We start from the raw sequence: 22,161 nt of genomic DNA on the forward strand, positions 1-22,161 counted from the left end.
ACCTCCCCGATCGGCTTCGCCAATCGGGCAGGGACCCCGGATCCGGCAGGGACCCTGTCGCCAATCGGGCAGGGACCCCGGATCCGGCAGGAACCCTGTCGCCGGTCCGGCAGGAACCCCGGGGACCCCTCGGGCAACTCGGCGCGGAGGATTCGGCCCCGCGGGCCCGACGATCAGCCGGCCTGCCCGAGCTGGCCGGGCGCGGTGGGGTCGCTGTCGGCCAGGAACGTCCCGATCCGCTCGACCTCGGCGGTCTCGCCGATCGCGGCCGCGGCCTGCCCGAGGGCGGCCAGCGCGCGCAGGAATCCCTGGTTCGGCTCGTGCGACCAGGGCACCGGCCCGTGCCCGCGCCAGCCCGAGCGGCGCAGCGCGTCGAGCCCGCGGTGGTAGCCGGTGCGCGCGTACGCGTACGCCTCGACCGGGCGCCCGCCGTCGAGCGCCGCCTCGGCCAGCACCGCCCAGGCCGCGCTGGATGTGGGGAAACGAGCGGCCACGTCGCTGGCCGCCGCGCCCTCGGCGAGCGCCGCGGACGCGGGGTCGAACGGCAGCAGGGTAGCCGGCGGCCCACCCAGAAGATCGGCACGCCCGGACGGAGTCGTCATACCCCAACCGTAATCGCCCCGACCCGCCACCCAAGGACCGGCCCGCGCCGCGAGCCTGACGCCGTTCTGGCAAGCGAGGCACTCGACCTAGCCCCAAGAAGATGACGGCCCGTCCCGCAAGCGTGGTGCCGTTCTGGTGAGCGAGGCACTCAACTCAGCCCAGGGGGGTGACGGCGCATCAGCGCTGGCGCCAACCCACCCACGTCGCCAGCCTGGAACCAGCCCAGCCACCGTCATACGCCTGTGCCCGGAACCACGCTCAAGGGCGCTCCGCGCCCGCCAGGCTGACGCAGCGGTCAGACGCGCAGCGGCTGAGCCGCGCGGCAGCCTCAGCCTTGGACGGTCGCGTTCCAGATGTTCTCGCCGACGACGCCGGGCTGGCCGTCGCTGACCTTGGTCAGGTACGAGTAGAGCGCGGCGACGCCCTGCGACTGCGGGCCGAACTTGCCGTCGACGGTGAGCGAGAAGCGCTGGTCGCGCATCTGCTGCTGCCAGACGTACGCGTCGGCGCGCACCTTGCCGCCGTCGGCCGAGGAGATCGTGCCGTGGAAGCCCGACTGCTGGACCTCCGAGCGGGCCCGGTCGAGCGTCATCGGGGGCTCGACCGGCTGGACCGCCTGCTGGACCGAGCCGCTGGAGGCGGACGACGAGACGCCGCCGACCGGCCCGTTGTTGGTCAGGCCGAGCTTCTTGGAGCAGGCCGGCCACGGGGACCAGCCGCGGGAGTTGTACAGCCGGTATGCCGCTTCGTCCTGGACGGCAGGTGGCGCCTCGCTGGGCAGGCCGGAGTAGCCGAGGCCCTGCCAGGTCCGCTGGTCGAACTGGTAGGCGCCGTAGAAGCCGTTCCCGGTGTTGATCGAGTAGTTGCCGCCGGACTCGCACTGGCGCAGCCGGGCGAAGTCGTCCGGGGTGGCGGCGCCGGCCGGTATCGCGGTGACCGCGAGGCCGCTGCCCACGAGCGCCGTGACCGCGCCGGTGGTGCGTAGCAGGCGGGCGGTCGACGACGGGCCCTGCTGGGCGCGGTGCCGGCCTCCCGTCCTGTAGGCGGGCCGGGCTTCGCCGGTCTGCTCAGACGGCATGTCGGTCCTTCCCTGCGCCTGCGGGGTGAGCTGTCGGGTTCGGGCCGGGAATGCCCGGCCGGTCGTCACCTCGCGCTCCGCCGATGGCGTCGCGTCCGGGCTGACCGGCTTCACCCCAAGGACGCGACTGTCGCCACGCCCGGAAATGGGTCCCCCGCTCCTGCCCAAGCGGATCCGTGCCCCGCGATAGAGGGGCCATCTCCACACGCGGGTGGGGGCAGGACTTGGCGTCCGCCCGCGCGACTCACCCAGGTCGGGCGAGTAGCACCGGACTGTAGCGAGCCCGCATCCTTCGCCGCAAACCGGGGTCGCCCCAGTGAACGGGGCGGCCCCGGTTCGCGACTGCTCCAGCGGTGGCGCCAGCCGCTCGCTGACGCCGCCTGGCCGGCACGCCGGCCGGCAGCAGCGCGATCATGATGAGGCTCGCGCGGCTTTCAGCCCTGTGGCCGGCGCGGCGGCCCAGCGGCGAGGCAGCGGCCGGTCGTCTACCGCCAGGTCCCCTTGCCCACCGACCAGCCGGCGGGTCAGAGCCGTATGCCTCCGACTGGCGGCCAGAGGCGGGGTGGGAAAGGGGTCCCGTCGCCGACGTGGGCAGCGGTCGGTGGGGGCCGATCGCGGCGAGGTTCCAGCGGCGGCGGGTCGACTGACCTCGCGGGGCCGGCCCGGGAGGGAGGTGCCGGGCGGGTGGCCCAGGCCGAGGCTCTTCTTCAGGGACCGGCGTCAGCCGATCTCCGGGAGTTCCGTCAGCGACAGTGGCAGAGCCCTGCGCGGCCGGAGGCCTCGGCAAGAAGGTCAGACGGGCGGTGACGCCTGACTGCTCAGGCGAAGGTGGCGGCCCAGGTCTTTGGACCGACGACGCCGTCGACGGCCAGGCCCTTGGCCCGCTGCAGCGCGCGGGCGGCCTCGGCCGAACGCGGCCCGTAGTGCCCGTCGACGGCGAGCGAGTAGCCGATCTTGTTCATCTGGGCCTGCCAGGACCGGACATCGGCGCGGTACTGGCCGGCCAGCGCTGTCGTGAACGGCAGGCGCGCCGTGGTCGAGGAGATCGCCTGGGTCACGAGGGGCGCCCTGGGGGCTGAGCGGGAGGCCTGGCTGGCGCCGGGGGAACTGGCGCCAGGCGCGAGCTGGTCCGGGCCCATCCCGCGGCCGCAGTCCGGCCACTGGCCAAAGCCGGAGCGCTGCGCGAGCCGCAGCGCCGCTTCGTCCTGAACCGCGGGTGGCGCGGCACTCGGCAGTCCCGAATATCCGAGGCCCTGCCACGTTCTCACAGAGAACTGGTACGCGCCGTAATATCCGTTGCCGGTATTGATGGAATAGTTTCCGCCGGACTCGCACTGGCGCAGTTCTGCCCAGGTGGATGAGGCGTTCGCGGGTGTCGCGACGGCGATCGTGCCACCCACGGCCGCGGCGATGACGGGAACGGCCGCGAGGGTCTTGCGTAGCCGGCGTGCCGGGGACGTGATGGCCCGCCGGGGCTCCCGGGACTGGCGGATCGGCCCCGCCGATTCGGCGGGTTCGGGGCTGACGGAGACGCGCACGCTCGTGGTGCCGTCTGGCGGACAGTCGGCCAATGGCGGAACGAAACGCCCGCCGGGCATGCGATGTCGACCAGGGGTACTTGTTTCGGACATGCGTGGTTGCCCTTCCCCACGCCTGCGAGGTGAGCTGTCGGGTTCGGGCTGGAAAGAGATTGCCCGGCCGCGCGACATGTTCGGCTGTTGGGCTGACGCGCTAGGTCCTGCGCATCAACGAGTACAGCGAAAGTCGGTCGGCTTCACCCCTAGGACGCCTGTTGAGGGCGAGGCTGGCGTGGCGCGCTGTCTGGCCACGCAGGCCGTCGCCCTATTGAGCCTTTTCCGTCACCACTTCGGCTCCACGGGTCTCGTCGGTCCCGATAAGGCTGGCGGAAAAGGTCGCTGTCCAGGATCTCTGGTCAGGCGTCCGGATTCGGTTCCCCCGTTCCTGCCGCTGGTTAAAAACTCGCCGGGCGGGGGCAGGATTCGGCGTGCCGCCCGGTGGGTGCCTGTCCTGTCGCCAGGCACGGCGAAGACCATAACCACATTCCTCGGGGTGACGGCAAGCATTGAAATAGGCACGTGAAGAAGGCCACACCGGCGTGTCGCTGCTTGAAATCTGCCCGAAACGATGTTAGCGCGCGCATACGCGCGCTCATCTTTCCTACCCGGTGCCGTGGTCGGTGATTTCTTGCTCCGCGTCGAAGATCTGCTGACTGGCGGTTTCGCCCCACAACGGGCGGGACCATCCGTGCCGGAGGGCCACGCGCGGGTCTGGTGTCGTCCGCGTGTCGCGTCGAAAAATAAATCTACCATTCTGCCGCCCGAACGGCCCCTTCGATGCATGCCCGGGCGAAATGCGATCCTCGCTACACCCGTCGGGACACACCCGGTTGCTGTACATTCGGTAGTCAAATGATTACTTCTGGTTAACTATTGCGGTTGCGACCGCTAGATGCCGTACCCCGCGGTGGTCTACCGACGGTGGCGCTCAGTGGTCCAGAAGTCGCCGATGGGTAGTCGCCCCGTTCGGAGCGGTACCGGGTCGGGCGGGAAGGTTGTTGTTGGTTCGCTCCGTGCGGGCGGCGCGCTCCGGCCCCGTACTCGCTTCGCTCCCACGGGACCTCCGCGCGCCGTCCTCCTCCGCTCACGGGCGTTCCGGCGACCTCCGCTGCGGCCCGACCACGTCGCTTCGCTCGTGGCCGGGCCTCCGCGGAGGCGCGCCTCCGCGCCAGCTCGGTTGCCATGCGCTGGAACGTCACCAATCCTCGAACAGCCTCTGTTTGCGGGCACTTCGCTGCGCTCGTGGGCGGTGCTCGCGCCTGATGGGGTAGGAAGCGCTAAGTCACAGAACGACTTCGGCCCGGGGCTGCCAAAGTGGCGGCCCCGGGCCGAAGGTGTGACTTCGAGCTCAAGATGATCTAGAAACGGTCAAGCGCGACGTAACCGTGCGGCGCGGAGGCTTCCGCAAGGCTCTGGCTCACGCCTGGATCGAGTGGGTCTTGGTTGGTGACGTTCAGCGATAGGTGACCGTGCGGCGCGGAGGCGCGCCTCGCGGAGGCCCGTCCACGAGCGAAGCGACGTGGCCCCGCGGGGATGGTTCTGGATCGGGTCGTTGTGGATTGGTGACGTTGAGCGGCGGGTGACCGTGCGGCGCGGAGGCGCGCCTCGCGGAGGCCCGGCCCACGAGCGAAGCGAACTGGGTCGGGCCGCAGCGAGGTCGCCGGAGGGCACGTGAGCGGAGGAGGACACGGCGCGGAGGTCCCTTGGGAGCGAAGCGAGTAAGGGGCCGTAGCGCCGTGCCCGCACGGAGCGAACCAGATTAAATGGCCTGGCCGGCGCTGCGCAGGTCCTCGCAGGCCTGCGCGACACGCTTGGCCATGTTCGCCTCGGCGGCCTTGCCCCAGGTGCGGGGGTCGTAGGACTTCTTGACGCCGACCTCGCCGTCGATCTTCAGGACGCCGTCGTAGTTCTTGAACATGTGGTCCGCGACCGGCCGGGTGAACGCGTACTGGGCGTCGGTGTCCACGTTCATCTTGACGACGCCGTAGTCCAGCGCCTCGCGGATCTCGGAGAGCTCCGAGCCGCTGCCGCCGTGGAAGACCAGGTTGAACGGCTTCGCGTCGGGGCCGAGCCCCAGCTTGGCGGCCACGTGCTGCTGGCCGTCGCGCAGGATCGTCGGGCGCAGCTTGACGTTGCCCGGCTTGTAGACGCCGTGCACGTTGCCGAAGGTGGCCGCCAGCATGTACCGGCCCTTGCCGCCGGTGCCGAGCACCTCGGCCGTGCGCCACATGTCCTCGGGCGTGGTGTACAGCTTCTCGTCGATCGCGCCGACGACGCCGTCCTCCTCGCCGCCGACGACGCCGATCTCCACCTCGAGCACGATGTTCGCGGCCTTGCAGTCCGCGAGCAGCTCCTCGGCCAGCTTGAGGTTCTCCTCCAGCGGCACCGCGGAGCCGTCCCACATGTGCGACTGGAACAGCGGGTCGCGGCCGGCCCGCACCCGCTCCTTGGAGATGGCGACGAGCGGGCGCATGTAGGCGTCGAGCTTGTCCGCCGGACAGTGGTCGGTGTGCAGGGCGATCTGTACCGGGTAGGCCTTGGCGACGTGGTGCGCGAACTCGGCCAGTGCCTCGGCCCCGAGCACCATGTTCTTGACCGTCGCCCCGGACAGGTACTCGGCCCCCCCGGTGGACACCTGGACGATTCCGTCGCTGCCGGCCTCGGCGAAGCCGCGCAGCGCGGCGTTCAGCGTCTGTGACGACGTGACGTTGATGGCGGGGTAGGCGAAGGCATTGGCCTTCGCCCGGTCGAGCATCTCGGCGTAGACGTCTGGGGTCGCGATGGGCATCGAAAGCTCCTGTCAAAGGCGTCGGGCCACCGAGCGGGCGGACACGGCCGGCTCGCCGGCCGGCGGCCGTCATCCCCTGGCGAGCCGGGCAGTGATGGACGGCGCGCACCGGGGCGTGCCGGGACCGCGCGTTGCGGGCTGTGTTGCGCGAAGGGTATGACGCGAGGCGGTCCGACGGGAGCCCGTTGCCGCCGACATCGCGCGTGCCACCGTGACTCGTGACTACTTACCCTTCGATCCGTCATCTTGGCAGCGACCGCGCCGACCGGGTGTCGAGCGACCCGCCGCTTGGCGCGTCCGCACGGCGCGGGCGGTCGCGCCCGCCGCATCTCGCCCACCCGGTCGACATCCGCCCAGGTCGGCCGCAAGAGCACCCGTTTCCCGTCCATACCCCCGGATCCGAACCCGGCGCGCAGCGTCCGACGGCCGAGGCGCTCGGCGTCCCCGTCAGACTGAGGTCATGGATGTCGACCGTCTATCCGGCCTGACCCTGTATCTGACCGTGTTCGCGATCGTCTTCCTTGAGAGCGGCGTGCCGATCGCGTTCTGGCTGCCGGGAGACGCCATGTTGTTGGCGACTGGGCTGATGGCGGCAGATCCGGCACACCGGGTGTCACTGCCGGTACTTGCGGCCGGCGTGACCGTGATGGCGGTCGCGGGAGTCTGTGTTGGCTATGTCACCGGGCGGCGGCTCGGCCGGCCCTGGTTGGAACGCCGACACAGAAAGCTGCTCGAACGGACCGAGGCGTTCTACGAACGCTTCGGTCCGGTGACGCTCGTGGCCGCCCGATTTGTGCCGTGGGCGCGTACGTTCGCCCCGATCCTTGCCGGCGCGGTGCGGATGCCGTGGTCGCGTTTCCTGGCGGCGGCCGTGATCGGCGCGGTGATCTGGGGGACCGGGCTGCCCGCTCTGGGCTACGCGGCGTCGTCGCTGCCCGGGCTGGAGGAGTCGGCTTCCTGGCTCGCGCCGGCCGTCGTGGTCGTCTCGGTCGTGGCCGGCCTGTCCGGCGAGCTGCTGCGGCGCGCGGCCCGGCGCCGCGCGACGACGGCCGGAAGCGTCGAGGAAGGAAAAGGAGAGAAGGAAGAGGGAAAGGGAGAGAAGGAGAAGGAGGAGCCGGCCAGGCTCACGCCCGTCGAGGGCGGCGGCCGGTCGTAGCGCACCCATGACTACAACCGTCTAGTCACGCAGCCACGCGCAACCCCATACTGGCGACGTGTCAGCGCAGCCTAGCTACCGTTGGTGACCGCGCATCAGCGCAGCGCCCGGGGTCCCGCCGGATCCGGGGTCCCTGCCCGATTGGCGACAGGGTCCCTGCCGGATCGGCGGAGCCGATCTGGGAGGTTAGCGATCGGGGAGGTCTGGGAGCCGATCTGGGAGGTCTGCCGGCCACCTCGTCAACCCAGACCTAGCCCAGCAACCGCCATATACCAGGGCCCGGAACCACATGGGGAGGGCGCCCAGCGCCCCGGACCTCCCAGATCGGCTCCGCGAAGCGTCCGGCGCGGGACCGCCGTGCTGAGATCCGGGTGTGCTGTCATGCTGCATGCTGAGACGTGATCCGGACTCCGGCCGCGGGTACCGCGTGCCCGGATGGCCGGGATGGCCTCGCCTGCGAGGTCACTGTCAGGAGGGCTGACGTTGGCTCGGGTGGTGGTCACCGGCGCGGCCGGGTTCGTCGGCGGGGCGGTTGCCCATGCCCTGCGTGGTCGCGGGGATGAGGTGGTCGCGCTCGACGCGGCCCGCGGCCCTGGCGTGGTTGCCGCGGACGTGAGCCGGCCAGGCGACTGGGAGAAGAAGCTCGCCGGCGCCGACCTGGTGGTCCACGCGGCGGCGGCAGGCATGGGCGGGGTCGGCGAGCTGCCGCCGATCCGCGGCGGCCGGCCGGTCGGCAGCCCGAGGATTCCGCTGGCTCGGATGCGCCAGGTGCTGCTCGGCGGGACGGCGACGGTGCTCGACGCCGCCGCCCGCGCCGAGGTGCGCCGGGTGATCCATCTGTCCTGTGTGTCGGTACTCGGCCCGGACATCGCCGACGGCATCGACGAGACCGCGCCGGTGGGGCTGACCGGCGACCCGCGCGCCGACACCCTGGCCGCCGCGGAGCAGTCGGTGAGCGCGGCGACGGCGTCCGGCCTGTCCGCGACGGTGCTGCGCCTCGGCGACGCCTACGGCCCGCGGGCCGGCCGGTGGACGGTGTGGCCGGTGCTGCTGCTGCGCGCGGGCCGGTTCGTCCTCCTTGACGGCGGTACCGGATGGCTCAACCCCGTCCACATCGACGACGTGGTCGCCGCCGTGATCTCCGCCGCGGACTCGCCGCGGGCGGGCGGCGAGATCCTGCATGTGACGGGCCCGGAGCCGTGCACGGTCGCCGAGTTCGTCGGTTACTACAGCCGGATGCTGGACCTGCCCGCGCCTCGCTCCGTGCCGGCCAAGATGTACGGCGCGCTGGATGAGGCGGCCGTGGCCGTCGGGCGCCTGCGGGGCCGGGTCGAGTCGCGCCGTGTCCCGCGGCCGGGCTCCTCGGCCACGGCGCCCCGCGCCGCCGGCCGGAGCACCCGGCCGGCCGGCGGCGCGCGGGAGCCGCTCGGAGACGCCGCCGGCGGCCAGACACTCGGCCCGTCGGCCAGGTCGGCGGCCCTGGGGATCGTGCGCGGCCTTGGCGCCCGGCTGGTCGCCGGTGTCGACCCGCGCGGCCGGATGGACCTCGGGCCGCTCACCGTGGCCGACGTGACCAGGACCGGGAGGTGCTCCGGCGAGCGGATCACCGCGCTGACCGGCTGGGGCCCGCGGGTCGAGCTCGCCGACGGCATGAGCCGCACGGAGGCGTGGCTGCGTGAGCGCGGCCTGCTCGGCGTCAGCGAGCCATCTCGGCGTGGGTGAGTGTGGGCGACGACGGCCCGACGCTGATGACGCCGCGGCTACAGGCGTTGCCGGTGACGCTGTGGAACGCGGGCTACGTCGCTGAGGAACTGGCGCGCAAGGTCGCGCTCGCGGCGCGCCCGGCTCCGGGGCTCGGAGTCGGTGGCCTGTTCGCCGGCCCGGACGCGCGCGGGACGGCCGAGCCGGCGGCATTGCGCCGCGAGCTGCGCCACCGCGCGGGCGCCGGCCGTGCCGCGCTGACGTGGGTGGTGCGCGACCACGACGGTGTGGCCGTCGGCCTGCTCGGCGCGGACACCCGGGCGCGCCGGGCCGCGGTCGCGGTAGTGATCGGCCCGGACGAACGCCGGTGCGGATACGGCGCCGAGATCGTCCGGGCGTTGGCCAGCTGGCTGGAGGCGTATCGCCTGGCGCTGGTGGAGACGCGGGTGCGCGCCGACGACCCCGCGTCCGAACGGCTGGCGATGGTGACGTCCTTTCAGCCCACCAGGGTCGTACTCGCCACCGGCTGGCGGCTTTGGTGCCGTCCGCCGTCCCGTTGATCCTTCGCGGCACCTGGCGCGCGGCGGCCGGGTGGCGAGAGGACGCGCGGCCGGCCCTCATGGGTAGCGCACTAGGTATAAGGCCCTGGCGACGTGGCCGCGCGGCCCTCGCCGCGCGGCCCTCGCCGCGCGGCCCTCGCCGCGCGGCCCTCGCCCCTCGCCTCTCGGGTGGCGGTCGCCCCAAGTTGCCCGAAAGTCCCGAACTCGCGCCGACAGGGACAGACATCCGTAACAGGGCGTAACGGCGCGACGAGGGCGTGGAGCTCACTCGCACCCCTCGCTCATGGGGCGCGGCACAGCGCGAGAAGCCCGGCTCCCCACGCCATTGCCGCAGGTCAACGCCGCGTCTCCCGTTTGTTCTTTGGCCTGCGCGCAGGGGGGGTGCGCTGCTAGGTTGTCGGCTACCCGACAACGTCTGGGGTCTTGTTTCGTCGCCGGTGCGTAGCTTCTGGCCACTCGTAGGGTGTCCCGGCTGTTCGCGCGGTGACGGTCTGAGGCACCATGGCAGTGATGTCACGACCGGGCAGGCCTCCACCGTCCGGTCGGGTGTCCGCGTCGATGAGCATGTCGATGTGTGTCCGGGAGGGGAGCCCGACGGTCGGCGCCATGCGCCGGGGAGGTGCACCATGAGCGTGGATTCCCCACACCCGGTCTCGTCGCAGACCCCGCCAGCCGAGGTCACCTACGACCATCTGATCATTCCGCCGCACTGGCGTCGGCCCGACGAGTCGATCCCCGGCGCGCCGAACTCGCTCTTCCCCGTCGACGCGCCCGCGGCGCCGGCGCAGACGACGAGTGGCCCGCACACGGGCGCGATGACCGGCCCGCTGCTGGTCGGCACGACGGCGCGCGCTTTCGCCAAGCTCGATGACATGATCCGGCTGAGCTCCGAGGACAAGGCCGTGATCGACGCGCGCAGGGACGAGGCCGAGCGGGCGCTGCGCGCGATCTTCCCGCCGCGCTGCGCGCTGCCGCTCGTCGGCGTCGCCACCATCGGCTCGGCCGGCCGGGACACAATGATCCGCCCGCTGGACGAGGTGGACATCTTCGCGGTGTTCAGCGCCGCGGCCGGCGCCTGGAAGCGGTTCCGCTGGGACTCGCGTGACCTCCTGCTGTGCGTGCGGGGCGCGATCGGTGGCGACCGGGTGCAGACCATCGGCACCCGCGGCCAGGCGCTGCGCGTCGTCTACGACTCGCCGCCGGACGTGCACCTCGTTCCCGCGTTCGACCATCCGCGGGCCGGCTATGTGATGCCGGACCGGGTCGGCGGCTGGCTGCCTACCCGCCCTGAGCGGCACGCCAGCTGGACCGAGGACCTGGGCCCTCGGGTGATCTCCGCCGTGCGGTTGCTGAAGGCGTGGAACCGGGTCTGCGGCAGCCACCTGCGTTCGTTCCACATCGAGGCGCTGGCCGGGACCGTGCTCGCCGGGCGCGGCCTGAACACCCGCCAGGCGTTGACCACCGTCTTCCGGTATATGGAGGAGGTCGGTCTGTCGGTGGCCGACCCGGCGGACGTCGGCGGCGACCTGTCGACCTACCTGCGGCCGGACGACCTCGCCGCGCTTGGCGAGTCGATCAGGCTGGCGCGTTCCTACGCCGAGAAGGCGGTCGTCGCGGAAGCCGACGGCAGGCATGAGGAGGCTGTCGCCTTCTGGGCCGCCATCTTCGGCCCGGAGTTCCCGACCTTCGGCTGAGACATTGGTTCGCTCCGTGCGGGCACGGCGCTACGGCCCCTTACTCGCTTCGCTCCCAAGGGACCTCCGCGCCGTGTCCTCCTCCGCGAACGGGCGCTCCGGCGACCTCCGCTGCGGCCCCCCTACGTCGCTTCGCTCGTAGGCAGGCCTCCGCGGAGGCGCGCCTCCGCGCCCAGCTCGGTTGCTTGCCGCTGTGACGTCACCAACCCGAAGACGACCACGTTCGCGGGGGTCACTTCGCTTCGCTCGTGGCCGGGCCTCCGCGGAGGTTCGGTTGCGACCGGGGTGAACGGCCCCGGCGTCGTCACCCGCGGTGGGTGAGGTGCGAGGGTGTGTGGTCGTTTGGCGGGGTGATGGGAGGCAGGTTGGTCGTCGTCTCGTCCGACGTGCGGCGGCCGAGGCGGCTGGGCCACCACATGGCGGCCCCGATGTCCAGGGCGAGCGCCGGGACCAGGATCGAGCGCACCACGAGGGTGTCGAGCAGGACTCCGAAGGCGACCAGGAAGCCGATCTCGGCGAGCTGCACCAGCGGGAAGATGAACAGCACCGAGAACGTGGCCGCGAGCACCACCCCGGCCGACGTGATGACCCCGCCGGTGACGGCGAGCCCGCGCCGCACCCCGGTCCGGGCGTCGGTCCGGGCGGCCTCCTCCCGGACCCGCGTCATCAGGAAGATGTTGTAGTCGACCCCGAGCGCCACCAGGAAGATGAACCCGAACAGCTCCAGCGACGGGTCGGAGCCGGGAAAGCCGAAGACGTGGGTGAAGGCCAGCGCCGACACCCCGAGCGCGGCCAGGAACGACAGCACCACGGTCGCGATCAGCAGCGGCGGCGCGACCACGGATCGCAGCAGCAGCCCGAGGATCACCAGCACGACGGCGAGCACAAGCGGGATGATCAGCTGACGGTCGCGCACCGAGGCCTCGTGGACGTCGAGGTTCACCGCCGTGTTCCCACCGACCAGCGCGTGCGCGCCCGGCACGGCGTGGACCCGGTCCCGCAGCCGCTCGATCGTCGCGAACGAGGCGGCGCTGTTGGGCGAGTCGGAGAGCACCACCAGGAACTGCGTGAACCCGCCGCCACTGTTGCTTTCCACCGAGGCCGCGACGCCCGGGGTCGCGTCGATCGTCGTGCCCAGCTCGTCGTCGGCGCTGGAGGCGCCGATGACATAGGTGGGCTCGCTCGCGCCTGGCGGGAAATGCGCCTCGATGATCCGTTGGCCGACGACCGAGTCGGTGGACTTCCGGAACGCGTCCTGCTGGCGCAGCCCGGTGTCGAGCGCGACGATGCCGACCGCGAGCGCCGCCAGAACCGCGGCCGTGACCAGGCAGACCAGCCGGGGGCGGCGGGCGATCGTGGCGCCGATCCGCGCCCAGGCGCCGGTCATGGACATATCCACGGTGTTGGTCCCGGCCACGGCTACGGCCACGGCCACCCCGCCGGCCACCTCGGTGGGGACGGCGGCCAGCCTGGGGACGAATGGCCAGAACAGCCGCCGCCCGCAGATCACCATCGCGGCCGGCAGCAGTGTCATGATCGTGATGAACGCGATGGCGATCCCGACCGCGCCGACCGGGCCGAGCCCGCGGTCCGAGTTCAGCTCGCCGAGCAGTAGGCAGAGCAGGCCGATGATGACGGTGCCGGCCGAGCCCAGGATCGCCGGGCCCGCGCGCCGCACGGCGACCCGCATCGCGTCGGCCGGCGCGGCGTACCTGGTCAGCTCCTCGCGATAGCGGGCTATCAGCAGCAGGGCGTAGTCGGTCCCGGCGCCGAACACCAGCACCCGCAGGATGCCGGCGCTCTGCCCGTTGACGGTCAGGCCGGCATGGCGCGCGAGCAGGTAGGTGGCCGCTCCCGCGGTCTGGTCGGCGGCGCCGACCGCCAGCAGCGGCACCAGCCAGAGGAACGGGCCGCGATAGACGATCAGCAGGATCACCGCGACGACGCCGGCCGTGACGAACAGGAGCGTGCCCTCGACCTCACTGAACAGCGTGTAGGTGTCCACGATGACGCCCGCGGGACCGGTGACCGACGTCTCGAGGCCCGGCGGGGCCAGCCCGCGCACAGTCGAGCGCATCTGGTCGATCCGGTCGGCGAACTTGTTGGCGTCCTTTGACTGCTCCATCGGGACGATCAGTAGTGAGGCCCGCCCGTCCGGGGAAGGGACCGGCGGGGGGAGCTGGGTGGTCCCGAACGGCGCGAGCCGGGCCGCCGCGGTCTGGACCGCGGCCTGGTCTCGCGCCGTCAGCGGGCCGTCCGCCCGGGCGAACACCACCACCGCGGGGATCGCGTCCCCGCCGGGGAGGTTCCGCTGGGCGGCGAGCACCTTGGTGGACTCCGCGTTCGGCGGCAGGAAGGCCGCCGCGTCATTGGTCTGCGCGTCGTCGAGGCGCGAGGCCAGCGGAGTGGCCACCAGGGCGAGCGCCAGCCACAGCAGGACGATGACCCAGCGCGTCCCCCGCCCGGTCATCAGCCCCACCAGGCGCTCCACGCCCCTCACCCGCGTCTCGTCGGTTGCCGACGAGCCCTCAGGGCGAGCAGAGGCCCCCAACTGGCGCATCCCAGACCCCCCTCGAAGCGCCCCCACCCGAGCCGCCCGGGCTGGCCCGGGCGGCTCGGCAGCGTCACCCGGTGCGTCCTCGCGCGGCACGTTACTAGCCGGTTCCGACATTTCGCCCAGATCGCTCGACCCGGTCCGCCGCGCCGCGATCCGGGCCGACACGCCGCCGGCCACGCGGCGACACGCCGCTCCGAGGGAGGATCGTCGCAGCACCGAGCCGTCCGCGCCGCCTGATGTTGCCGCCCGCCTACGTACGCGGCTCGGCCGGCTCGGCCGGGTGATATCCGGTGTATGCGCAACCAGACTGCCGTTGCCCATACTTCGGCGGGGAAGACCACGAATACCTGAGATAACGGCCAACTGAATAACATCGGTCACCCAGGATTTGGCTGGCGGAGTGGGATTGGCGCACTGGAGTCAGGACGAGACTCCGATCGCGGTGGCGAGCGGAGCCCAACTCAATACCCACGACAGCAGCGTCGTGGTGATCTCCGGCGCGCGGATCGTGCCGTCCGGCCTGCATGGCCGCCACGTCAAAGACCTGAGCGACCCGCGCTTCGATGCCTGTGTGCGGCAGGTCGTTGTGGGCGAGTTCATCGAGGGCGCCCAGGATGAAACCGTCGAAGCCGACGAAGTTACGGATCGGCAGGTTCCGGTTCCGCCCGGAGCGCTGGCGCCGCGAGGGCCGGCCGCGGCCGCGGCCGCGGGAACCCCCGCGAGCCCGAGCTGGGGCGGCTCCCTACGCTTCGGTCGGGGGCGTTTTGTCGGGGAACAGGCGGTCCTGACGGGAGCGACTGGTCTCACCGGCCGGGGCATGGGGGATGGGGACAGCTGATGCGGTCGAGTCGGGAACGGACGCGGGTAATGGCCGCGGCGGGCGCGGCGGCCCTGTCGCTGGTGTTGGCGGGGTGCGGGCTGGGCTCGGACTCCGGAGACGGCGCGGCCGCGACGGAGCAGCCGTCCGCCCCGGCGGTGAGCGACAGCCCGGCCGCGGTGGCCACGACAGTGGCCACGACGGCGGCCGCGGCACCGCTTCGGGCGGCGGACTTCACCCTCACCAACGGCTCGGGCTTCACCGGGTTCGCACCCGCGAACGGCGCCACCGGCGCCGATGCGGGGGCCGCGCCATTCGCCGCGTTGGCGTCCTGCCTCGGGATATCGGCCGCCGACGCGGCGGACAGGTCGACCGACCGCGCCGAGAGCGCTCACCTGACCAACAGCGGCACGGGTATCACCCTCTGGTCGGACGCCCAGATAGCGCCGGCCGGCCAGCTTGACCGCGATGCCGGCCTGCTGCGCCACCCGCGCTTCGCCGACTGCGTGACCGCCCAGACCAAGAAGGACGCCGGCGCCGCGCTTGCGGCGAAGTACGGTGCGGACGGGGTCTTCGACACGGAGGCGGTGACCCGTGACGACGTGCCCCTGCCCGCCGGCGCGCTGGCGCGCACCTCGGTGGTCGTGCTCGCCGGTACCGCGAATGGTGGCCAGGCCCAGCTTTTCTACGACACCATCTACCTGGGGTCGGGCCAGGTGGAGGCACAGCTGCACCTGGTCGGCTCGATAGATCCGCCGAGCGAGGATCTGGTCAGCGTGGCCGCGGCCCAGCTGGCGGCCAAGCTCGGCCCGAGGTAGGTGGGGAGGGCGCCGTGGCCGGACCGGCAGGGACGCGACCATCGGGACGTGCCCGGCGCGTCGGCGGCCTCATCGTCGCGTTGATCGTCCCTCTCGTCCTGGTCGGGTGCACGGGCGGTAGCGGGAGCCCGCCCGGCGACGTCGCGACGCGGCAGGCCGGCGGCACCGCCCCGCCCCCGCCTCCGTCGCCAACCGCGTCCGCGAGCGCGTCGACGGAGGCTGGGTCCGGCTCGCGGCTCGACCTGCGCGCCGTCAACTTCGTGCTGACCGCCGGGCCGGACACGCCCGGCTTCGCCTCGGAGCCCAGCTCCAAGGACGACTACGAGGAGACGCCGGACGACGACTTCGCCAAGTGCCTGGGGATCGCGGCCGCCGACCTCCAGGACACCTCCACCGACACGGCCTACGGCCCCCAGCTCACGGATGCCGCCACGGGCCTGTCGATGAGCTCGATTGCCTCGATCGTCCCTGCGGGCACGCTCGACCGGGACGTGAAGCTCCTGCGCAACCCGCGTTACCCCCGGTGCGTCGCCGAGTCGTTCCTGGCACAGCAACGCGCCGACGCCCCCTCTATGGAGATCGTCTCGGCCGGCGTCGGGCCCGAGCTGCCAGGCGTCCTGGGCAGCACCTCGCTGGTCTTCCGGGTGAAGGTCGAGGACCTGGCGCGCGCCGGGGGCGGGGCGGGTGGCGGCGTCGTCACCGCGTTCAGGCCCGGCGCCGCCGGCGCCGCCAGCGGTCCCGGCGGTCCTGACCGCCTTGTTGGCACGGCGACGGACGACGGCTCCGCCACCCTGGCGGCGCGCCCGGCGGCCGAGCGCGCGCCGCTGACCATCGAGATCTACTACGACGTGTACTACGCCGGTAAGAGCAGGGTGGAGACGATGGTCCACGTGGTGGGCTACGTACACCGACCGGACCCGAGCCGGATCGCGCCCGCCGTCGCCCAGGTCGTCGGCAAGATCGACCGGCAGGGCTGACGCCCGCCGGGCCGGAGAGGCCCGCGGCCCGGCGGGCGACTGCATCCAGGCCGCGTGCGCGCTGGACCTAGTGCTGCCTCAGGCAATGTCGGCCCGGCCGACGGGTCGGGCGGAGCGGCGGGCCGGCCACTCCTCTCCCGCGCGTGGCAGGCGCCCGGGGGATCCCGGACGTCCTGTCAGACGTCAGGGTCACCAAACGGTGCTTGGTCGTGGCCCTGACGTCTGACAGGATTCCCCGTGATGTCGGACAGGATGGGCGCGCGGCCGCACGTGCGCGCAGGGCGAACGTTGCCGGGCAAGGCATTAGGCCGCGTTTCCGCGGTCCTTGGCCCAGGCCGTCGCGATCTTGGCGGCGACCCGGACATTGCCCCGGACCACCGCGAGGTTCACCTCAAGGCTCCTGCCCGCGGTCTCGCGGTGGAACGCGGCGAGCAGGAACGGGGTGACGGCCTTGCCGCGCAGCCCGGCGCGTCCCGCCGCGGCGAGCGCGTCGGTGAGCACCCGGTCATGCAGCTCCCGGTCCAGCGCCTCGGGTTCGGCGACCGGGTTCGCGACCACGACCGCGCCCGACGTGCCGAGCCGGTCGGCGGCGGCCATCACGGCGCTCACCTGTTCCGCGTCGTCGACCCGCCAGTCCAGCCGATGACCGGTGCTCGGCAGGTAGAAGCCGGGGAAGTCCGCCGTCCGCCAGCCGAGCACCGTGACACCGAGCGTCTCGAGCCGCTCCAGGGTCGCGCCGACATCCAGGATGGACTTCACCCCGGCGCAGACGACGGTGATCGGGGTCGCGGCCAGCGTCGGCAGGTCCGCTGACTCGTCATAGCTGACGGTGCCGAGCCCGGCGGGCGGGCCGTCGTCGCCGGACCCGTCCGATCCGCCGAGGGCCTCGTCGCCCGCGGCACGGTGCACCCCGCCGAGGCCGCCGGTCGCGAACACCCTGATCCCGACCCGTGCCGCGAGCCAGGCCGTCGAGGCGACGGTGGTCGCGCCGGTGCGCCCGAGCGCTCCCGCCGGGGCGAGGTCGCGCACCGACAGCTTCAACACCTCGGACCCGTCGCCGGTGATCCGTTCCAGGCCGGCGGCGTCGAGCCCGACCGTCGGTACGCCGTCGAGCACGGCGACGGTCGCTGGTACCGCCCCGCCCGCGCGGACCAGCTGCTCCAGCTCGCCGCCGACCTCCCGGTTCCGCGGCGCCGGCAGCCCGTGCGCGAGCAGCGTCGACTCCAGCGCCACCACCGCCCACCCGTCGGCGAGCGCGTCCTGTACCTCGGCGGACACCTTGATATCGGGCATGGCCCGACCATAGTGGCTGGGTTCCGGTGGAAGCACCCTGGACGGCCGATACCGGCGGGGCGGACCGCGCCGAACTCGTGGTGGCCGGTGCCGGGTATTCGTGGTGGCACGATTGTCGGGTCGCCGAATTCCTTCTCGACATTCTCTTCAGGGTGCTGACGGACGCCGCCGCCCGCGCCCTGACCTGCCGAATGTCAGTGATCACTGGATTCATCGCGAAAGGATGGCCGAGCATGTCCTGGTGCTGACACGTGCGTCGGGCGGGTGACAACAGAAAATGGTTAACTTTCTCGCCAGCGCCATTAACCTGAATCACATGAACACAGCGGTTATGAGTGGCCGTCACCGTAATGGGCGGCGTTTTCTTCCGGTCGCGCTGACCGCCGCCGCGGCGGTGCTCGCGACCACGCTGGCCGCGTGCCAGGGCGACGGCCCCTCGGCGGTCGCCCCGGCCAGCGCCAGCGCGTCCGCCAGCGCGGCACCGACGGCCGTCGCGACGCCGTCGCGGGCTCCGCTGCGCGCGGCCGACTTCGCTCTCGGCGTGGGCCCGGCGACCAGCGGCTACACGATGGAGCCGGACCCCGACCAGGGCGAGAACTCGATCCTGGGCGGACCGATCGCCGACTGCCTTCAGCTGACGCAGGCCGATCTCGGCCCGGCCGCCACGGATCACGCCAACGGCCCGGTGTTCACCGACGACGAGGTCGGCACGAACGTCCGCTCCTTTGCCTCGGTGTTCGCGTCGGCCGACACCGTCGCCGCGCACCGCGACCTCATCCGAAACGACCTGTTCCCCGGCTGCTGGGGCAAGGCACTCGTCGACGAAACGGACTCGGACGATTTCTCCGCGACCCTGACGCACACGCAGACCGCGACGCCTCCGCCCGGGGCGACCGACCGGATCCAGATCGAGCTGGACACCTACTCGGACGGTCAGGAGATCATGATGTACTGCGACATGGTGATCATATTCACTGGTCGTGTGGAGACCGCGATCTTCGTCGTGAACCCGTTCGAGCCGATCGACGAGACCACTCTGACCGGCCTGACCTCCCAGGTGGAACAGAAGGTCGCCCAGCAATAGCGCAAGGTCCCCGGCGATGACGCGGGGCGATGGCAGGCTTGCGTCGGCAACGGCGCCGACGTGCACGGGCCGGTGGGACAGCGTCGTCCCACCGGCCCGTGGCCGTCTCGGGCCAGCCCGCGACCGGGCTTGCCTGGTCAGAGAGTCTTTCGGGGTGCTCCCGCCGTGACCGCCGGGTGGACCGTCAGGCCGCGGCCGTCGGCGGCCACGTCGACGACGACCTCGTCGCCGTCGTGCACCTGGCCGCCCAGCAGCTCGCGCGCCAGCTGGTCGCCGATCGCGGTCTGCACCAGCCGGCGCAGCGGGCGGGCGCCGTAGACGGGGTCGTTGCCCTTGTCCGCTAGCCAGCCCTTGGCGGCGTCACTGACCGTCAGTGTGATCCGGCGGTCGGTCAGCCGCCCGCGCAGCCGGTCGAGCTGCAGGTCGACGATCCTGGTGAGGTTCTCCTTGTCGAGCTGGTCGAAGATGAGCACCGCGTCGAGCCGGTTGACGAACTCCGGCTTGAACGCCTCGCGTACCGCGACCTGGACCATGTTCGCCCTGGCCTCCGGCGACAGCGTCGGGTCGGCGATGTACTGCGAGCCCAGGTTGGACGTGAGTACCAGGATCGTGTTGCGGAAGTCGACGGTGCGGCCCTGGCCGTCGGTCAGCCGGCCGTCGTCGAGCACCTGCAGCAGCACGTCGAAGACATCCGGATGGGCCTTCTCGACCTCGTCGAGCAGGATCACGCTGTACGGCCGGCGCCGGATCGCCTCGGTCAGCTGGCCGCCGGACTCGAAGCCGATGTAGCCGGGCGGAGCGCCGATCAGCCGGGCCACCGAGTGCTTCTCGGCGTACTCCGACATGTCGATGCGCACCACCGCGCGGTCGTCGTCGAACAGGAAGTCCGCGAGCGCCTTCGCGAGCTCGGTCTTGCCGACGCCCGTCGGGCCGAGGAACAGGAACGAGCCGGTCGGCCGGTCCGGGTCGGAGATGCCGGCGCGCGCACGGCGCACCGCGTCCGAGACGGCCCGCACGGCGGCGTCCTGCCCGATCACCCGGGCGTGCAGCTCGTCCTCCATCCGCAGCAGCTTGGCCGTCTCACCCTCGAGCATCCGGCCGGCCGGGATGCCGGTCCAGCTCGCGACCACCTCCGCGACGTCGTCCGGCCCGACCTCCTCGTTGAGCATCGGCTCACCGCCCGCGGAGCCGTCCGCCTTGCCGCCGAGGCCCTCGGTGGCCGCGGCCAACCGCTTCTCCAGCGCCGGGATGGTGCCGTACCGCAGCTCGCCGGCGCGCGCGAGGTCGAGGTCACGCTCGGCGATCTCCATCTCCCGCCGGCCGTTCTCCAGCTCCTCCTTGACCTTCTGCACCTCGCCGATGGCGTTCTTCTCCCGCTGCCAGCGGGCCGTGAGCGCCGTGAGCTCCTCCTGCTTGCCGGACAGCTCACGGCGAAGCCGGTCGAGGCGGGCCTTGGAGGCGTCGTCGCTCTCCTTGGCCAGCGCCATCTCCTCGATCTCCAGCCGGCGCACCGCCCGCTCGAGCTCGTCGATGGCGACCGGCCGGCTGTCGAGCTCCATCCGAAGCCGGGACGCGGCCTCGTCGACCAGGTCGATCGCCTTGTCCGGCAGGAAGCGCGCGGTTACGTACCGGTCGGAGAGGGCAGCGGCGGCGACCAGGGCGGCGTCCGTGATCCGCACGCCATGATGGACCTCGTAACGCTCCTTGAGGCCGCGCAGGATGCCGATGGTGTCTTCCACCGACGGCTCGCCCACCAGGACCGGCTGGAAGCGACGCTCCAGCGCGGGGTCCTTCTCGATCCGGTTGCGGTACTCGTCGAGGGTGGTCGCGCCGATCATGCGGAGCTCGCCGCGGGCGAGCATGGGCTTGAGCATGTTGCCGGCGTCCATCGCCCCCTCGGCGGCGCCCGCGCCCACGACGGTGTGCAGCTCGTCGATGAAGGTGATGATCTGGCCCTCGGCCTCGCGAATCTCGTTCAGGACCGCCGTCAGCCGCTCCTCGAACTCGCCGCGCAGCTTCGAGCCGGCCACCATCGAGCCCAGGTCGAGCGAGACGATCCGCCGGCCGCGCAGCGACTCGGGCACGTCGCCCGCGACCACCCGCAGCGCGAGGCCCTCGACGATCGCGGTCTTGCCGACGCCCGGCTCGCCGATGAGCACCGGGTTGTTCTTGGTCCGCCGCGAGAGGACCTGGATGACCCGGCGGATCTCGGCGTCCCGGCCGACGACCGGGTCGAGCTTGCCGGCGCGGGCGCGCTCGGTGAGGTCCAGGGAGTACTTCTCCAGGGCGCGGTACGAGCCCTCCGGGTCGCGGCTGGTCACCCTGCGGGCGCCGCCGCGGACCTTCTCGATGGCGCCGCGCAGCGCGTCGGCCGTCGCTCCGGCGGAGACGAGGAGACGCCCCGCCTCGCCGCCCTCCTCCGCCAGCGCGATCACCAGATGCTCGACCGAGGTGTACTCGTCGCCCAGGCGGGCGGCCTGACGCTCGGCGTTGTCGAGCACGGCGACCAGCTGACGGGACAGCTGCGGGGGCGAGACGCTCGCGCCGGTGGCGTGCGGCAGCCGGCTGACCGCGCTCTCGGCTCGCTGGCGGACCGTGTCGACGGACACCTCGGCCTCGGCCACCAGCGCGCTCGCGACGCCATCCTGCTGCGCGAGCAGCGCGGTGAGCAGGTGCAACGGGTCGACAAGTGGCGACCCGTCGCCGGTGGCGCGGGAGATGGCGGAGGACAGCGCCTCCTGGGTGCGGGCGGTCAGCCGGTCAGCATTCATCTACTTCCCCACGGTCCTCGGCGGTCAGCTACACCGGCGACGTCGGTGCGCCCGACGTCGCCTGCGCTGAGAATATCTGAGTCTACTCGGCTCAACCTTGAAGGAGGGTTGGTTGTTCCTCCGGACGAGCACCATTCGTCGTTACCGGAGGTGGCGGCGTGTCTCAGCGGCGAAGCGTGGCAGGGTCACGAGCGGGTGGGTTTGGGCGTCGCGGTCAGGTTGTAGAGATCATCCTCCTCCGCGTCCGCGGCCATCTGGTCGAGGGTCTGGCGGCGTTCGCGGCGGGTGCGGTCGCGGTAGTCGAGGATGTCGCGGAGCATGACGCGGCGATGGCGACCGCGCATGGTGTAGGGGATCTCGCCGTCGGTCAGGAGTCGGACCAGGGTCGGTCTGGAGATGTTCAGCAGGTCCGCGGCCTCTTGGGTGGTGAGCATGGTGTTGTGCGGCGCGATTGTGATCGCCAGCCCCTGCGACAGGGCCGCCACGACGTCGCGCAGAACGCCGTATAGCTCGTCGGGGATGTCCATCTGCGAGCCGTCCGGGCCGACCAGCTGAGCCCGCGCGGGCTCCTCGACCCGGGCGAGCCTGCGGGCGAACCGAGCGAGGTCGGATCCGTCAGCTGGCGGGAGGACGGTTCTTTCGCGAATCATGGCAGCCATGAGTCCAGGCTACGTCTAATCGAAAAAA

At 72.1% G+C, this 22,161-nt stretch carries 16 protein-coding genes and 1 riboswitch; of the genes, 8 read left to right on the forward strand and 8 right to left on the reverse strand.

Features of this window, described 5'->3' with window-relative positions:
- Positions 1 to 173: 173 nt before the first annotated feature.
- From BCD48_RS39755 to fbaA, 4 genes are all read right to left on the reverse strand, one after another.
- The gene (locus tag BCD48_RS39755) at positions 174 to 602 is read right to left on the reverse strand and encodes a DUF3151 domain-containing protein (protein ID WP_071053570.1); all 429 of its coding nucleotides are present in this window, start codon (positions 600 to 602) and stop codon (positions 174 to 176) included.
- Positions 603 to 931: 329 nt separating this feature from the next.
- Positions 932 to 1,681 carry a transglycosylase family protein gene (locus BCD48_RS39760; RefSeq protein WP_071053621.1) on the reverse strand — a complete coding sequence of 250 codons (750 nt, stop codon included), beginning with the start codon at positions 1,679 to 1,681 and terminating at the stop codon, positions 932 to 934.
- Between the two features lie 19 nt (positions 1,682 to 1,700).
- A riboswitch (cyclic di-AMP (ydaO/yuaA leader) is annotated at positions 1,701 to 1,855 on the reverse strand.
- Between the two features lie 644 nt (positions 1,856 to 2,499).
- Positions 2,500 to 3,174, reverse strand: a complete 675-nt coding sequence (locus BCD48_RS39765; RefSeq protein ID WP_071053622.1) for a transglycosylase family protein — start codon at positions 3,172 to 3,174, stop codon at positions 2,500 to 2,502.
- Positions 3,175 to 5,017: 1,843 nt separating this feature from the next.
- Positions 5,018 to 6,046 (reverse strand): class II fructose-bisphosphate aldolase, encoded by a 1,029-nt coding sequence (gene fbaA, locus BCD48_RS39770; protein ID WP_071053571.1) that lies wholly within the window; start codon positions 6,044 to 6,046, stop codon positions 5,018 to 5,020.
- A gap of 460 nt (positions 6,047 to 6,506) precedes the next feature.
- On the opposite strand from fbaA, the gene BCD48_RS39775 reads away from it, so the two are divergent.
- The 4 genes from BCD48_RS39775 (at position 6,507) to BCD48_RS39790 (ending at position 11,157) form a co-directional block, all read left to right on the forward strand.
- Entirely contained in the window at positions 6,507 to 7,202 is a 696-nt protein-coding gene (locus BCD48_RS39775) for a DedA family protein (protein ID WP_083419922.1), read from the forward strand.
- Positions 7,203 to 7,685: 483 nt separating this feature from the next.
- The gene (locus BCD48_RS39780) at positions 7,686 to 8,924 is read left to right on the forward strand and encodes an NAD-dependent epimerase/dehydratase family protein (protein ID WP_071053572.1); all 1,239 of its coding nucleotides are present in this window, start codon (positions 7,686 to 7,688) and stop codon (positions 8,922 to 8,924) included.
- Positions 8,921 to 9,463 (forward strand): GNAT family N-acetyltransferase, encoded by a 543-nt coding sequence (locus BCD48_RS39785; protein WP_241842350.1) that lies wholly within the window; start codon positions 8,921 to 8,923, stop codon positions 9,461 to 9,463. Before BCD48_RS39780 ends, BCD48_RS39785 begins: the two co-directional genes overlap by 4 nt.
- Positions 9,464 to 10,089: 626 nt before the next feature.
- Positions 10,090 to 11,157, forward strand: coding sequence for a nucleotidyltransferase domain-containing protein (locus BCD48_RS39790; RefSeq protein ID WP_071053573.1), 1,068 nt, complete (start codon positions 10,090 to 10,092; stop codon positions 11,155 to 11,157).
- 304 nt (positions 11,158 to 11,461) lie between these two features.
- On the opposite strand, the gene BCD48_RS39795 is transcribed toward BCD48_RS39790, so the two are convergent.
- Positions 11,462 to 13,717: an MMPL family transporter gene (locus BCD48_RS39795; RefSeq protein WP_083419923.1), complete on the reverse strand. Its 2,256-nt coding sequence runs from the start codon at positions 13,715 to 13,717 to the stop codon at positions 11,462 to 11,464.
- A gap of 397 nt (positions 13,718 to 14,114) precedes the next feature.
- Here BCD48_RS39795 and BCD48_RS39800 point away from each other — a divergent pair, with 397 nt between their 5' ends.
- From BCD48_RS39800 to BCD48_RS39810, 3 genes are read left to right on the forward strand one after another with little or no spacing between them, the layout of a single operon-like run.
- Complete coding sequence (locus tag BCD48_RS39800; protein WP_071053574.1) at positions 14,115 to 14,552, forward strand: hypothetical protein; 438 nt, start codon at positions 14,115 to 14,117, stop codon at positions 14,550 to 14,552.
- A complete protein-coding gene (locus tag BCD48_RS39805; RefSeq protein WP_071053575.1) occupies positions 14,552 to 15,349 on the forward strand; it encodes a hypothetical protein in 798 nt (265 codons plus the stop codon). Before BCD48_RS39800 ends, BCD48_RS39805 begins: the two co-directional genes overlap by 1 nt.
- Before the next feature lie 14 nt (positions 15,350 to 15,363).
- Positions 15,364 to 16,326: a hypothetical protein gene (locus tag BCD48_RS39810; protein ID WP_071053576.1), complete on the forward strand. Its 963-nt coding sequence runs from the start codon at positions 15,364 to 15,366 to the stop codon at positions 16,324 to 16,326.
- 303 nt (positions 16,327 to 16,629) lie between these two features.
- Here BCD48_RS39810 and BCD48_RS39815 read toward each other — a convergent pair whose 3' ends face one another.
- Positions 16,630 to 17,619 carry a pseudouridine-5'-phosphate glycosidase gene (locus tag BCD48_RS39815; RefSeq protein ID WP_071053577.1) on the reverse strand — a complete coding sequence of 330 codons (990 nt, stop codon included), beginning with the start codon at positions 17,617 to 17,619 and terminating at the stop codon, positions 16,630 to 16,632.
- Positions 17,620 to 17,935: 316 nt separating this feature from the next.
- On the opposite strand from BCD48_RS39815, the gene BCD48_RS39825 reads away from it, so the two are divergent.
- Positions 17,936 to 18,703 carry a hypothetical protein gene (locus tag BCD48_RS39825; RefSeq protein ID WP_131804203.1) on the forward strand — a complete coding sequence of 256 codons (768 nt, stop codon included), beginning with the start codon at positions 17,936 to 17,938 and terminating at the stop codon, positions 18,701 to 18,703.
- Positions 18,704 to 18,840: 137 nt separating this feature from the next.
- Here BCD48_RS39825 and clpB read toward each other — a convergent pair whose 3' ends face one another.
- Both clpB and BCD48_RS39835 read right to left on the reverse strand, forming a co-directional pair.
- Positions 18,841 to 21,474: an ATP-dependent chaperone ClpB gene (clpB, locus tag BCD48_RS39830; protein WP_071053580.1), complete on the reverse strand. Its 2,634-nt coding sequence runs from the start codon at positions 21,472 to 21,474 to the stop codon at positions 18,841 to 18,843.
- Positions 21,475 to 21,659: 185 nt separating this feature from the next.
- Positions 21,660 to 22,133: a helix-turn-helix domain-containing protein gene (locus BCD48_RS39835; protein WP_071053581.1), complete on the reverse strand. Its 474-nt coding sequence runs from the start codon at positions 22,131 to 22,133 to the stop codon at positions 21,660 to 21,662.
- Positions 22,134 to 22,161 lie beyond the last annotated feature (28 nt).

Origin of the sequence: Pseudofrankia coriaricola (assembly GCF_001854805.1) — a bacterium.
Classification (GTDB): Bacteria; Actinomycetota; Actinomycetes; order Frankiales; family Frankiaceae; genus Pseudofrankia.

Bases quoted from the DNA above. Each gene is read 5' to 3' on its own strand.
- BCD48_RS39755 (WP_071053570.1), bottom strand. From the start codon at position 602: ATGACGACTCCGTCCGGGCGTGCCGATCTTCTGGGTGGGCCGCCGGCT.
- BCD48_RS39760 (WP_071053621.1), bottom strand. From the start codon at position 1,681: ATGCCGTCTGAGCAGACCGGCGAAGCCCGGCCCGCCTACAGGACGGGA.
- fbaA (WP_071053571.1), bottom strand. From the start codon at position 6,046: ATGCCCATCGCGACCCCAGACGTCTACGCCGAGATGCTCGACCGGGCG.
- BCD48_RS39775 (WP_083419922.1), top strand. From the start codon at position 6,507: ATGGATGTCGACCGTCTATCCGGCCTGACCCTGTATCTGACCGTGTTC.
- BCD48_RS39790 (WP_071053573.1), top strand. From the start codon at position 10,090: ATGAGCGTGGATTCCCCACACCCGGTCTCGTCGCAGACCCCGCCAGCC.
- BCD48_RS39795 (WP_083419923.1), bottom strand. From the start codon at position 13,717: ATGCGCCAGTTGGGGGCCTCTGCTCGCCCTGAGGGCTCGTCGGCAACC.
- BCD48_RS39805 (WP_071053575.1), top strand. From the start codon at position 14,552: ATGCGGTCGAGTCGGGAACGGACGCGGGTAATGGCCGCGGCGGGCGCG.
- BCD48_RS39815 (WP_071053577.1), bottom strand. From the start codon at position 17,619: ATGCCCGATATCAAGGTGTCCGCCGAGGTACAGGACGCGCTCGCCGAC.
- BCD48_RS39825 (WP_131804203.1), top strand. From the start codon at position 17,936: ATGAACACAGCGGTTATGAGTGGCCGTCACCGTAATGGGCGGCGTTTT.
- clpB (WP_071053580.1), bottom strand. From the start codon at position 21,474: ATGAATGCTGACCGGCTGACCGCCCGCACCCAGGAGGCGCTGTCCTCC.
- BCD48_RS39835 (WP_071053581.1), bottom strand. From the start codon at position 22,133: ATGGCTGCCATGATTCGCGAAAGAACCGTCCTCCCGCCAGCTGACGGA.